Source organism: Bradyrhizobium sp. th-b2 (assembly GCF_000426785.1).
Classification (GTDB): domain Bacteria; phylum Pseudomonadota; class Alphaproteobacteria; order Rhizobiales; family Xanthobacteraceae; genus Bradyrhizobium; species Bradyrhizobium septentrionale.
Window position 1 is genome coordinate 161283 of the sequence record NZ_AUGA01000001.1, and the last position, 12865, is coordinate 174147.

The following is a 12865-nucleotide window of genomic DNA, read 5'->3' on the forward strand; positions in this document are numbered from 1 at the left end:
CTGGCCAATCAGTCGTCATTGCCGGGCTTGACCCGGCAATCCATCGGAAAAGAGTCGTTCGAAGTAGATGGATGCCCGGGTCATCTGCGCGAAGACGCGCTTCGCGCTTTAGCCCGGGCATGACGTTCGTGTTTCGATGAGCCCTTCTTTCCATCTCCGCTCCTATCGCGCCGCGGATGAAGACGCCGCCATCGAGCTGTGGCGGCAGACCTGGCAGCAGGCTTATCCGTCGATCGATTTCGACGCACGCGTGGCATGGTGGCGCGAGCGCTGGCGCAACGAATTGGTGCGCGATGCCACGATCGTCGTCGCGGAAGCGAGCGGCGCGCTGGCCGGCTTCGTCACCATCGACAAGACCGGCTATCTCGACCAGCTCGTGGTCGATCCCGCGCACTGGGGCTCTCCGCTGGCGAGCGCGCTGCTCGACGAAACCAAGCGCCTGTCGCCCGAAGGCGTCACGCTGCTGGTCAACAAGGACAACGCCCGCGCCATCCGCTTCTATGAACGCAACGGCTTTGTGCATGCCGGCGAGGACGTCAACCCGACCTCGGGACGCCCGGTGCTGAAGATGGCGTGGAGATCGTAAAAAATCCTGCGCGCATCGCTGATCCATCCGTCGTCCTGGCGAAAGCCAGGACCCATAACCACCGGCGTTTGAAGGGAAAGGGTTCGAGGCCACAGCGCCGCGCAACAACGCGCATTTGGGGTAATGGGTCCTGGCCTTCGCCAGGACGACACCAAATATGTTACATGGCCTACATCCACAATCGTCGTCCCGGCGAAGGCCGGGACCCATTACCACAGGGTTGTCTTGTTGAAGAGGACTATAGCCCCAACGTCGCGCAACAATTGCCATTTGTGGTTATGGGTCCCGGCCTTCGCCGGGACGACATCGAGTGTGCTGCACTGCTTGTCAGTCATACATCCGCGCTCTCGCGACATGAATCGCCCGAGTCTTGCATTTCGTTCCGCCCTCTCGTTGAACAGAGGGCGCAGGGAAAGCCGGGCGCCGATCGCACCCATGGGTCCCGTGCAACAAAAAGCACGGGAGGTAGGACCACAGGTGTCACCGGAAACTCCGGCTTTCCCTGCGCGATGGTTTTACGGCTTACTTCGTGCTCTCCCCGGCGAGACTGGGCTTGTTTGTCACCGCCTCGCAAAACGCAATTGCGTCTTACAAAAGGACACCGGCCGCTAGGGCGTCAGGACCACACGACTTCACCGTCCGCTTCATGCGCACTCGTCAGTCGCGCAATCAGCGTCCACCGCATCCCACACCGCGTTCGTGACGATCGCGAAACGCCCCTCGATCGGGTGAGACGGGCAAACCATACACTGAGTTTTTGTTCCGATAAACCGAAATATTTTTGCGGCGAGGGCTTGCGTCGTCGGGCAACTCAGTGGCACGCGCGCGTGAGGGAGCCACCGGCGGCAGGGTTCCCTCTCCCCTTGCGGGAGAGGGTTAGGGAGAGGGGTACCCCACGGCAAGCTCTCTCCGTATCTGCTACCACTGCAAGCAAGCTGCGCGTGTAGTGTGCCCTGATCAATCATCTCGCCCAGGGCCACCCCTCTCCCCACCCTCTCCCGCAAGGGAGAGGGAGCCTGAGAGACGTGCTCACCTAACGTCATTTCGGGTCTCGTGGCCTCGGACTGACAGACGAACTCCCCCTCAGCGTCCGACCATCTGTTGCAGATGCTCCGGATAGCGCGCGCCCTGCACCTCGATCGCCGCCAGCGCCGTGCCGATCTCGGCGAGATCGGCGGGCGTCAGCTCGATCCGCGCGGCGCCGATGTTCTCGTCGAGGCGATTGAGCTTGGTCGTGCCCGGGATTGGCACGATCCACGGCTTTTGCGCCAGCAGCCAGGCCAGCGCGATCTGGGCCGGCGTGGCGCCCTTGCCGGCGGCGATCCGGCCGAGCTGATCGACCAGCGCCTGGTTGGCGCGGCGGGCTTCCGGCGAGAAACGCGGCACGAGGTTGCGGAAGTCGTCGCTCGCGAACGTGGTGGACGCGCTGATCGCGCCGGTGAGAAAACCTCGGCCGAGCGGGCTGTAGGGCACGAAGCCGATGCCGAGCTCCTCCAGCACCGGCAGGATCTCCGCTTCCGGCCCGCGCTCCCACAGCGAATATTCGCTCTGCAATGCGGTGACCTTCTGCACCGCATGGGCGCGGCGGATGGTCTGCGCGCCGGCCTCCGAGAGGCCGAAATGCCGGACCTTGCCGGCGGCGATCAGGTCCTTGACGGTGCCGGCGACATCCTCGATCGGCACCGCGGGATCGACCCGATGCTGATAGAACAGATCGATGACATCGGTCTTCAGCCGCTTCAGCGAGGCGTCCGCGACGGCCCTGATGTGCTCGGGACGGCTGTTCAGCGAACGATGCCGCTCCGCCATGGAGCCGATATCGAATCCGAACTTGGTCGCGATCACGACATCCTTGCGGAACGGCGCCAGCGCCTCGCCGACCAGTTCCTCGTTGACGAAGGGGCCGTAGACCTCCGCGGTATCGAACAAGGTGACGCCGCGCTCGACGGCGCCACGGAGCAGCGCGATGCCTGCTGCGTGGTCGACCGCCGGACCATAGGCGAAGCTGAGGCCCATGCAGCCGAGCCCGATCGCCGATACCTCCAGATTGCTGTTACCGAGTTTACGTTTCTGCATGTCGTCTCTCCGCATCAAGGACTGGAACCTGCCGCTGCGGCATTTAGGGCGTGCACAGGCGCGCCATTAGACGTAAAAATCGGGATGGACTTATGAGCTGGATTCATCAATGCCGCGGCATGACGTCAACGACCTGATCGCCTTCCTCGCGGTCGCGCGCGACCGCAGCTTCACCCGCGCCGCGGCAAGGCTCGGCGTATCGCAATCGGCGCTCAGCCACACCATGCGCGCGCTAGAGGAACGGCTGGGGGTGCGGCTTCTGACCCGCACCACGCGCAGCGTCGCGCCGACCGAGGCCGGCGAGCGGCTGCTGCAGGGCGTCGGTCCGCGCTTCGAGGAGATCGAGGCCGAACTCGCCGCGCTCAACGCACTGCGCGAGAAACCGGCCGGCACCATTCGCATCAACGCCGGCGAGCACGCCGCCGAGACCATCCTGTGGCCGGCGCTGGAAAAGTTCCTGCCGCGCTATCCCGACATCAAGGTGGAGCTGACCGTCCGCCTCGGCGAGCAGCTGGCCAAGGACATGATCGCGGTGCGGATCGCGCCTGATTTCCGCATGGTCGTGGTCGGTGCGCCCATCTACTTCAAGCGGCGCGAGCGACCGAAGCGGCCGCAGGACCTGACGCAGCACGCCTGCATCAACATTCGCCTGCCGACCCATGGCGGCATCTACGCCTGGGAATTCGAGAAACGCGGACGCCCGATCAAGGTCCGCGTCGACGGACAATTGGTCTTCACAGCACCGCACTGCGGATCAAGGCGTCGTTGGCCGGACTTGGGCTTGCCTATATCGCCGAGGATCAGGTGCAGGCGCAATTGGCCAAGGGTCAGCTGGTCCAGGTGCTCGACGACTGGTGCGCGCCATTTCCCGGCTATCACCTCTATTATCCGAGCCGCCGGCAATCCTCACCGGCCTTCGCGCTGCTGGTCGACGCGCTGCGCTATCGGGACTGACCGTGAACGTCCGCGCACCAAGTGCGCTCCACACGGATATTTGCTTCGCAGTTGACGCGGCTGCCGGGAACGCGACCGACATGGCCGACGTTATTGACACGCAATCTTGAGGGTTTGGCGGATGTCTCGTCTCCGTCGCGGCCCTATATACAGAAGCAGCCTCACCGCCTGATCTCGGAGTAGCGCATGCTCAGGAACAAATTCGCCATCATCATCGCCGCCGGCCTCGTGCTCGCGCCGGCCCAGCTTCTAGCGCAGAGCACGGGCGGCGGCAGCGCGCTGCCGCCCCGGCCAGGCGACCGTGCCACTTCGTCGAACGGCGTCGGCGGGAGCGCGCTTCCGACCCAGACCGGCCAGCGCGTTGCACCGTCGTCCGGCAGCAGCGCCGGCAGTGCGGCACCGGCCCTTCCGGGAAGCTCGATGGGCACGACCGGCAACGCATCAACGGGACGCTGAGGCGCGCTTGCGCGAGCCGCTAAAAGCACGACGATACGATCGGCGATTTGCTTCGCTGAGCCTGTCGAATACTGATCGATGAATGCTAGATAACGCCGGCCGGCTCCGCAGCCGGTTCGGTCGGCTCAGGCTCCGCCGTTACGAATTTGAGCCCGTAGGTCTTGCCGCGTCGCCACACCACCTCGCAGGGATAGCGCTTGGCGTGATCGGCGAGCAATGTCAGCGCAAGGCGGTCCTTCACCTCGAACTCGACCTCGGTCGTGATCTTGGCGCCGCCGGGCGAGATGTCGACCACGGCGCAGGCGCTCTCGGTTGCGCCGTCATCGACTGTGATCCAGGCCGCGCGATTGTTGAGCTGGCGCCTCGGCTCGCGACTGACCTTGATCCGTGCTCCATTGTTCGCCATCGTCGTCGTCCTCGAAGACATTGGGGACCGGGCGCGTCGATCGACAGGCCCGGCACGCAACCGCACGGGCCACCATGCCGTCCCCCCGTAAAGTCCGGCTTAGCGCGATCGCTTGAACTTTACCGGAATCTTGACGTGGCTTTTAGGCAACCGGGATTCTGCAATTCCCTCAGCATGATACCGGCCGCATCGGCCGCCGTCGGCTTGACACGGCGACCGCATAGTTGGTGAAGTGGCGGCCGTGGCTTTGGCCACATCCCTGCAACAAGAGCGCTTCAAGCCGCCCCCCTTTTTGACGGAAACGCCCCATGCTGATCCCCTTAGCCGACGTGCCGCGCTGGTATGCCGAACGCAAGCCGCTCGATGCCATCGCCGTCAGTCACGGCGCTGAAGCGCTGACCTGGCTCGAACTCGAGCGCCGCGCCAATGCGCGGGCGCGGGCGTTCGCCGCCAAGGGCGTCAAGCCCGGCGACTTCGTCGCGATCGGGCTGCCCAACAGCAACGCGTTCTTCGAGACCTCCTTTGCGGTGTGGAAATGCGGCGCGACGCCGACCTCGCTGTCATGGCGGCTGCCGCGGGGCGAGGCCGCCGCGGTGCTCGAGATTCTTAAACCGTCGCTGGTGGTCGGCGGCGAGGCCGACTGGAATGCGCCGAATTCGCTGCCGGTGAATTTCGTGCCGGAGGGATTTTCCGAGGAGCCGCTCGATGCGCCGGTCGCGCGCTACTGGAAGGCGATGACGAGCGGCGGCTCGACCGGACGGCCGAAGGTGATCCTCGATCACAACCCCGCCGTGATTGAGACCACGACGCCGCCGCTGCTCGGGATTCCGTTTGAGGCGTCGCTGCTCAATCCGGGGCCGCTCTATCACAACGCGCCGTTCATCCTGTCGCATTCCGCGCTGTTCGGCGGCGGGCGGCTGACCGGCATGGTGAAGTTCGACGCCGAGGAGACGCTGCGGCTGATCGAGCGCGAGCGCGTGCAATGGGTCAACTTCGTGCCGACCATGATGCACCGTATCTGGGCGCTGCCCGAGGAGGTGCGCAACCGCTACGACGTCTCCAGCCTGCAGATCGTGTTTCACATGGCAGCTCCGATGCCGCCCTGGCTGAAGGAGAAGTGGATCGAGTGGCTCGGCCCGGAACGAGTCTGGGAGCTCTATGGCGGCACCGAGCGGCAGGGCGCCTGCGTGATCTCCGGCGTCGAGTGGATGGCGCACAAGGGTTCGGTCGGCAAGATCGGCGAGACCGCGAAGCTCCGCATCATCGGCGAAGACGGCAACGACGTCGCGCCCGGCGAGACTGGCGAAATCTACTTCCTGCCCAATGACGGCGCCGGCTCGACCTATCACTATCTCGGTGCGGCGCCGAAGCGGCGGCCAGACGGCTGGGAATCGCTCGGCGACATCGGCCGGCTCGACGAAGAGGGCTATCTCTATCTCGGCGACCGGCTCGCCGACATGGTGCTGCGCGGCGGCGCCAACATCTATCCGGCCGAGGTCGAGGCCGCGGTCAGCGAACATCCCGAGGTGCGCTCCTGCGTCGTGGTCGGATTGCCCGATCCGGAATTCGGCCAGCGCGTGCATGCGATTCTCGAGCTCGCCGACAGCGCCGATGCACAACAGATCGCCGACGGCATGGCCGATTTCCTCAAGGACCGGCTCAGCCGCTACAAGCATCCGGAGAGTTTTGAGCGCGTCGGCACCGGGCCGCGAGACGATTCCGGCAAGGTCCGCCGCACCATGCTGCGCGACGAGCGCGCCGCCTGGATCAAGAAGGACCGCGCCTTCCGCATCATGCCGGCGCGCGCATCGGCGAAAACGGAGTAGCGCCGATTCTCGACATCAGAGATATTTCGCGGAAATACATTCTGAGGTAGAATGAGGATCGGCAGGCGCCGCTGACCGTGGCAGGTAGTCCCATGTCGTTTCGCAGTGACAACAAGGCGTTCGAGGCCTGGCTCGCCGAGCAGTGCGACGTCGTCAGATCCGACATCGCCTACAAGCACGACCGGATGCGCAAGAGTGCGTTCATCTTCCTGCGTGCGACCTATTTCCGTTGGGCGCGCAAGATCGGCGACTGGTGCCCGGAGCTGATGGATGCGCCGGCGGTGCTCTCGGTCGGCGATCTGCATCTGGAGAATTTCGGCACCTGGCGCGATGCCGACGGACGGCTGGTTTGGGGCGTCAACGATTTCGACGAGGCCGCCGTGATGCCCTATGTGCTCGACCTGGTGCGGCTTGCGACCAGCATCCGGCTCGCGCCGCGCCCGGCGATCAGCGCAAGTGAGGCGGCTGCCGCGCTGCTCGACGGCTACCGCGAAGGGCTCGACGATCCGCAACCAGCGCTGTTGTTCGAGGGCCAGACCTGGCTCAGGCCCTACGCCGAACCGGATGAGACGAAGGTGAAGAAATTCTGGAAAGACGTCGCAGATTATCCCACCGCAGCGCCACCGCCGAAGATCGCCGCAGCGCTGCGCGCGAGCCTGACGCGCGATGTCGCGCGCAACAGCATTCGGCTGTGCCGCATCCTGCGCAAGGGTGGCGGCGGCCTCGGACGGCCGCGCTATGCGGCGATTGCCTATTGGCGCGGCGGCCAAATCGTTCGCGAGGCGAAGGCGCTGGTGCCGTCGGCATGGAACTGGGCGCATGGCAGCCGCGCCCGCAGCGCGCCTCACTTCATGGCACTGGCAACCGGACGGTACCGGGCGCCGGATCCGTTCCTGCATCCTCGTCACGGTTTCATCCTGCGCCGTATCGCCGCCGATTCCCACAAGATCGAGCTCGGCGAGGATGCCGGACGGAAACTGCAACGCAAGCTGATCAAGGCGATGGCCTATGATCTTGCATCGATCCATGCAGCCGGCACATCCCGGGTCAGCCGATTGCAGGACGATCTCAAGCAGCGGCAGCGGAAACAGCGCAACTGGCTCGATGCCGCCGCCGAAATCGCCGAGGCCAAGGTGCGACGCGATTTCCGGGAGTGGCGCGGCTGACCCGATGCTGAACGCGTGCGAAGCCGCGTGCCCGATCTGGCATCTCGATCATCCGCCAATTGACTGTTATATATCACGGAAGCGGACGACAGTCCGGACCGTGATCTTTTCGCCTCGCACGGCGTTATCGACGACGCACTTGCGCCCCTGCGGAGACCTCCATGCCCTCCACCACCGAATGGAAAGTGCCACCGGCCTTTCAGCCTCGCCCCGAAGATTACCGCTTCGATCTCGATCGCGCGCTGACGAGTGTGGTCGGCCTGCATTCGATCATTCCGCCTGACGCCTTCAGCGCCGAGACACTCGGCACCGAGCGCGCCGGCAACGGCGTGCTGATCGACGACGGGCTGGTGCTGACGATCGGTTACCTGATCACCGAGGCCGCAACGGTGTGGCTGCATCTCGGCGACGGCCGGGTCGTCGAGGGCCACGCGCTCGGTTTCGATTTCGAATCCGGCTTCGGCCTGGTGCAGGCGCTCGGCCGGCTCGATCTCGCTCCGCTGCCGATCGGCCGGTCCGCGGCAACGCGCGTCGGCGACAGTGTCGTGGTCGGCGGCGCCGGTGGCCGCACCCGCTCGGTCGCGAGCCAGATCGCGGCGAAGCAGGAATTCGCGGGCTACTGGGAGTACCTGCTCGACGAGGCGCTCTTCACCTACCCGTCGCATCCGAACTGGGGCGGCACCGGACTGATCAACAACTCCGGCGAGCTGATCGGCATCGGCTCGCTGCAGCTCGAACGCGAGCGCTCGGGCCGCGCCGAGCATGTCAACATGATCGTGCCGATCGATCTGCTCAATCCGGTGCTGGACGATTTGCGCAAGTTCGGCCGCGTCAACAAGCCGTCGCGGCCGTGGCTCGGCATGTACACGACCGAGATCGACAACCGCCTCGTGGTGGTCGGCATTGCCAGCAAGGGTCCGGCGGCGCGCGCCGAGCTGAAGACCGGCGATGTCATCATCGCGGTCGACGGCGAGAACGTGACGAGCCAGACCGCGTTCTATCGCAAGCTCTGGTCGCTCGGCACGGCCGGCGTCGACGTGCCGCTGACCGTCTACCACGAAGGCGTCACCTTCGACGTGACGCTGACCTCGACCGACCGCATGAAGCTGCTGAAGGCGCCACGGCTGCATTGAAGCGAAGAGAAAGAGGCAGCGGCGATGAGCGAGGCCGTGGTTGATAACATCGTGGCCGTGCTGCCGCCGCTGTTGCAGACGCTGGAATCGCTGTCCTTTGTCGCGCGCAATCTCAACCCGCCAGACTTCGATCGCGTGATGCAGATCGCGGGCGAGCCCGACGAGACCTTGCAGGCGGTGCGGCCGCTTCTCGCCGGATGGCCGGAGAAATTCGACCACATCAAGACCGCACTTGAAGCTGCGATCGATGCGGCGCTCGCCGGCTATGCGGACCTGCGCGCGGTGCAGAACGGCGAAGGCGATCTGGTCAGCGTGTTCCGCGCGCTGCGCTATCTGCCGCGGGCGCAGGAGGCGCTCTATCCCTTGACCGAGCTGCCGCCGGTCAGCGCCTTCTTCCTCGCGCCCGAGTTGCGCGAGGATGCCGAGCTGCAGGCCAGGCTCGCGGCCACGCCCAACGAGAACACCGGCATTTTCCATGAGCGCAACGAACCGGGCAGCCGCGGCGGCTTCTCGATGTATGTGCCGGAGTATTATACGCCCGATCGCACCTGGCCGCTGGTGATGGCGCTGCACGGCGGCAGCGGCAACGGCCGCGGCTTCCTGTGGAGCTGGCTGCGCGACGCGCGCAGCCGCGGCGCCATCCTGGTGGCACCGACCGCGACCGGCCAGACTTGGGCGCTGATGGGCGACGACACCGACACGCCGAACCTCAACCGCATCATCGACCAGGTGCGCGAACGCTGGCGCATCGACGAGACCCGCATGCTGCTGACCGGGATGAGCGATGGCGGCACCTTCAGCTATGTCAGCGGGCTCGACGGCGCCTCGCGCTTCACGCATCTGGCGCCGGTTGCGGCGACCTTCCATCCGCTGATGGCTAACATGGCCGATGCGGATCGGCTGCGCGGCTTGCCGATCTTCATCACCCACGGCCGGCTCGACTGGATGTTCCCGGTGCAGACCGCGCGGCAGACCCAGGGCTTGCTGTCGGCCGCCGGCGCTAACGTCGTTTATCGCGAGATCGACGATCTCAGCCACACCTATCCGCGCGAGATCAATGCGGAGGTCTTCCGGTGGCTGAACGGCGAGCGCGCCGACGGAGCTTGAGGGACTCCCTCCCCGTCACCCTGAGGAGCGCGAAGCGCGTCTCGAAGGGTCGACGGCCCGGCTGCGGCCGCGCGGCTCCATCGGGGCCGTGCATCCTTCGAGACGCGCGCAAGAGCGCGCTCCTCAGGATGACGGTGATGGACGGAGCCGCGCGGGCGCTATCCTGGATTCAGCGCGGACAACGTTACTGGTTATCTCGCGGCTTGAGCAGGTCGGAGAAGCCGACCTGGTGCAGCATCTCGTTGCGGACGCGGTCGATCACGCCGAAGGCAACCTCGGCACCGTCCTGGGTCGGATCGATGTGGACGCGGAACGGCCGCCGGCCGAACGGCGTGTCGACGACCCCGACGATCGCGTCCGCGACGGACGACGCGTCGGCATCCTCGGGCACGATCGCCGCGAATGCCTTCATGATCTCCTCGCCGAAGCCGGCATAGGGACCCGCTTCGTATTCGGCCACGCGCGCCTGGTCGGCGGGGCGGCCGGAATGCGCGAAGTGGTTGGTGCCGCCGGTGAAGGCACCGGGCACGATGATCGAGGTCTCGATGCCCCAACGCGTGAGCTCACGAGCATAGATCACCGCCATCGCATCCATGCCGGCCTTCGCCGCGAAATACGGCGCGAGATAGGGCGGCGTGCCGCCGGCCGAGCTGCTGCTCGACACCCAGACCACAAGCCCCCTGCCCTGCTTGCGCAGCTGCGGCAGCGCCGCGCGGTTAACGCGCTGGGTCGAGAGCACGTTGACGTCGTAGAGCTCGGCGAGCTGCTCGGGCGTGAAGGCCTCCGCCGGGCCGAACACCATGTGGCCGGCATTGTGGATGACGACGTCGAGACGGCCTTCTTCGGCGACGATTTGCGCGATCGCCGCATCAACCGAGGCGTGCGAGCCGACATCGAGCTCGAGCGCGCGCAAATCGACATGGTTGTCCCTGGCGAATTCCTCGATATCGGCGACCGCGGCAGCGTTGCGGCCGGTAGTGTGGCGCATCGAGGCGTAGACAATGTGGCCGGCCCTGGCGAGCGCGTTGGCGGTGAGGCGGCCGAAGCCGCTCGATGCGCCGGTGATGACGATAACCTGTTTCATGACACGTATCCCTGTGAGGTCGATTGAGTGCAAGTTGGGTGAAGGTCTGAGAGCGTCAGACCAGGCCGCCATTGGCGCGCAGCGTCTGGCCGTTGATCCAGGAGCCGTCGGGACCGACCAGGAACGACACGGCGTTGGCGATATCGTCGGGCGTGCCGAGCCGCTCCAGCGGCACCATCTTGGCGAAGCGGTCGATCAGCTCGTCCGACTTGCCGTCCAGGAACAGGTCGGTCGCGGTCGGGCCGGGCGCGACTGCATTCACGGTGATGCCGCGGCCGCGCAATTCCTTCGAAAGGATCGCGGTCAGTGACTCGATCGCCGCCTTGGTCGCGACATAGATGCCGTAGGTCTCGAGCCTGGTGCCGACGACGCTGGTCGAGAAGTTGACGATGCGTCCGCCGTTGCGCAGCCGGCGCGCCGCCTCGCGCATGGTGTTGAAGCTGCCCTTCAGATTGACCGCGACCTGCTGGTCGAACGCCGCATCGTCGCTGTCGGCTATCTTGCCGAGCTTCATGATGCCGGCATTGTTGACCAGCACGTCGACGCCGCTGAACGCCGCTTCCGCCGCGTCGAACATGCCGCGGACGGCATTGGCATCGCTGACATCGGCCTTCGCCGTCAGCGCCCGGCCACCGGCGGCCTCGATCCGGTCGGCGACCGCCTGGGCGGGCTTGGCGTCGCCGGAATAGTTGATGACGACGGTGAAGCCCTCTTTGGCGAGACGCTCGGCAACCGCCGCGCCAATCCCGCGCGAGGCACCCGTCACCAGAGCTACCTTGTTGGTTTGTTTAGTCATTTTCAGTCTCCCATCAGGTGGTGCGGCCGAGCCGCGTTCGATGGGAGGACACTATGCCTTGTCACTATCCGGATAATCATGCATACTCCGGCATCACTATTCGCTATTTTCGGATAATAGATGGACCGCTTCGATGCGATGCGCGTGTTCACCCGCGTGGTGGAGCGGCGCAGCTTTTCGCTGGCCGCCGACGATCTGGGGCTGCCGCGCTCGACCGTGACGGACGCGGTGAAGGGGCTGGAGGCGCGGCTCGGCGTGCGGCTGCTCGAGCGCACCACGCGCACGGTCCGGCCGACGCTCGACGGCGAGGCGCACTATCGGCGCTGTCTGTCGTTGATCTCAGACCTCGAAGACGCCGAGGGCGCGTTCGGCGGCGCGCGGCCGAAGGGGCTGTTGCGGCTCGAAGTGCAGGGCACGCTGGCGCGGCACTTCCTGCTGCCAAATCTGCCGGGCTTCCTCGCCGAATATCCTGACATCGAAATCAGCATGAGCGAGAGCGATCGCTGGGTCGACCTGATCCGCGAGGGTGTCGACTGCGTGCTGCGCTTCGGCCAATTGCCCGACAGCGACATGATCGCGCGGCAGGTGACGATGCTGGAGCGATTGACCTGCGCCACGCCGGATTACTTTGCGCGCTGGGGCATGCCGACCGATCCGTTCGCGCTCGACGGCCATCGCATGATCGGCATTCGCTCGCTGACGACGGGACGGTTGCGGCCGATGGAGTTTTTGATCGACGGCGCGCTCAAACAATTTCCGCTGCCCGCACCGATGTCGGTGACCGGCCCCGAAAGTTATCTGGCGAGCGCCAGGCTCGGCCTCGGCCTCGTGCAGGTGCCGCGCTTCCACGCCGAAACCGATCTCGCCAACGGCACGCTGGTGCCGGTGCTGCAGCAATGCCCGCCGCCCTCGGTGCCGGTGTCCCTACTCTATCCGCGCAACCGCCAGCTTTCGCCGCGGGTTCGCGTGTTCATCGATTATGTGATGCGGGTGTTCGCGCGGGGCTGATGGGCAATCGGAACCACACCGAGCCCTGCGGCGTTATCCCGCCGACACCGGAGGGTTCAAGCGATGCGGACGTTTTTCGGCATGATTTTGGGTGCGCTGCTGCTGGTTTGCGGCGTCTATGTCTACGATTCGATGCGGACGTCGGGCGTGGCCAATGGCGAGGTCGCGCGCACCATCGTCAATTGGGATGTCGCGGCGCACGACTGGAACCTGTTGAAGGAGCGCGCTCGCGAGCAGTGGACCAAGATCGCCGAGAAGTAACGGTTG

12 protein-coding genes and 1 pseudogene are annotated in these 12865 nt (G+C 65.6%); 9 read left to right on the plus strand and 4 right to left on the minus strand.

Annotated elements, in window-relative coordinates:
* Positions 1–136: 136 nt before the first annotated feature.
* A complete protein-coding gene (locus tag K359_RS0100740; protein WP_029077610.1) occupies positions 137–586 on the plus strand; it encodes a GNAT family N-acetyltransferase in 450 nt (149 codons plus the stop codon).
* A gap of 1083 nt (positions 587–1669) precedes the next feature.
* Here the strand turns inward: K359_RS0100740 and K359_RS0100750 are convergent.
* Positions 1670–2662 carry an aldo/keto reductase gene (locus K359_RS0100750; RefSeq protein ID WP_029077611.1) on the minus strand — a complete coding sequence of 331 codons (993 nt, stop codon included), beginning with the start codon at positions 2660–2662 and terminating at the stop codon, positions 1670–1672.
* 109 nt (positions 2663–2771) lie between these two features.
* Here K359_RS0100750 and K359_RS50800 point away from each other — a divergent pair.
* Both K359_RS50800 and K359_RS0100760 read left to right on the plus strand, forming a co-directional pair.
* Positions 2772–3616 (plus strand): annotated as a pseudogene (locus tag K359_RS50800) (LysR family transcriptional regulator).
* Between the two features lie 186 nt (positions 3617–3802).
* Positions 3803–4072 (plus strand): hypothetical protein, encoded by a 270-nt coding sequence (locus K359_RS0100760; protein ID WP_029077612.1) that lies wholly within the window; start codon positions 3803–3805, stop codon positions 4070–4072.
* A gap of 85 nt (positions 4073–4157) precedes the next feature.
* On the opposite strand, the gene K359_RS50805 is transcribed toward K359_RS0100760, so the two are convergent.
* A complete protein-coding gene (locus tag K359_RS50805; protein ID WP_051345924.1) occupies positions 4158–4478 on the minus strand; it encodes a PilZ domain-containing protein in 321 nt (106 codons plus the stop codon).
* Between the two features lie 308 nt (positions 4479–4786).
* On the opposite strand from K359_RS50805, the gene K359_RS0100770 reads away from it, so the two are divergent.
* The 4 genes from K359_RS0100770 to K359_RS0100785 all read left to right on the plus strand — a co-directional run bounded on the left by K359_RS0100770 (position 4787) and on the right by K359_RS0100785 (position 9710).
* Positions 4787–6304 carry an AMP-binding protein gene (locus tag K359_RS0100770; RefSeq protein WP_029077613.1) on the plus strand — a complete coding sequence of 506 codons (1518 nt, stop codon included), beginning with the start codon at positions 4787–4789 and terminating at the stop codon, positions 6302–6304.
* A 92-nt stretch (positions 6305–6396) separates the two neighbouring features.
* Complete coding sequence (locus tag K359_RS0100775; RefSeq protein ID WP_029077614.1) at positions 6397–7470, plus strand: DUF2252 family protein; 1074 nt, start codon at positions 6397–6399, stop codon at positions 7468–7470.
* 161 nt (positions 7471–7631) lie between these two features.
* The gene (locus tag K359_RS0100780) at positions 7632–8603 is read left to right on the plus strand and encodes a S1C family serine protease (protein ID WP_029077615.1); all 972 of its coding nucleotides are present in this window, start codon (positions 7632–7634) and stop codon (positions 8601–8603) included.
* Between the two features lie 24 nt (positions 8604–8627).
* On the plus strand, positions 8628–9710 hold the full coding sequence (locus tag K359_RS0100785; RefSeq protein ID WP_029077616.1) for a phospholipase: 1083 nt from the start codon (positions 8628–8630) through the stop codon (positions 9708–9710).
* Positions 9711–9894: 184 nt separating this feature from the next.
* On the opposite strand, the gene K359_RS0100790 is transcribed toward K359_RS0100785, so the two are convergent.
* Positions 9895–10794, minus strand: a complete 900-nt coding sequence (locus K359_RS0100790; protein WP_029077617.1) for an SDR family oxidoreductase — start codon at positions 10792–10794, stop codon at positions 9895–9897.
* Between the two features lie 55 nt (positions 10795–10849).
* The gene (locus K359_RS0100795; protein WP_029077618.1) at positions 10850–11590 is read right to left on the minus strand and encodes an SDR family oxidoreductase; all 741 of its coding nucleotides are present in this window, start codon (positions 11588–11590) and stop codon (positions 10850–10852) included.
* Positions 11591–11710: 120 nt separating this feature from the next.
* Between K359_RS0100795 and K359_RS0100800 the strand changes: the two genes are divergently transcribed.
* Complete coding sequence (locus K359_RS0100800) at positions 11711–12598, plus strand: LysR family transcriptional regulator (RefSeq protein ID WP_029077619.1); 888 nt, start codon at positions 11711–11713, stop codon at positions 12596–12598.
* 63 nt (positions 12599–12661) lie between these two features.
* Entirely contained in the window at positions 12662–12859 is a 198-nt protein-coding gene (locus K359_RS0100805) for a hypothetical protein (protein ID WP_029077620.1), read from the plus strand.
* The last annotated feature ends 6 nt before the right edge of the window (positions 12860–12865 follow it).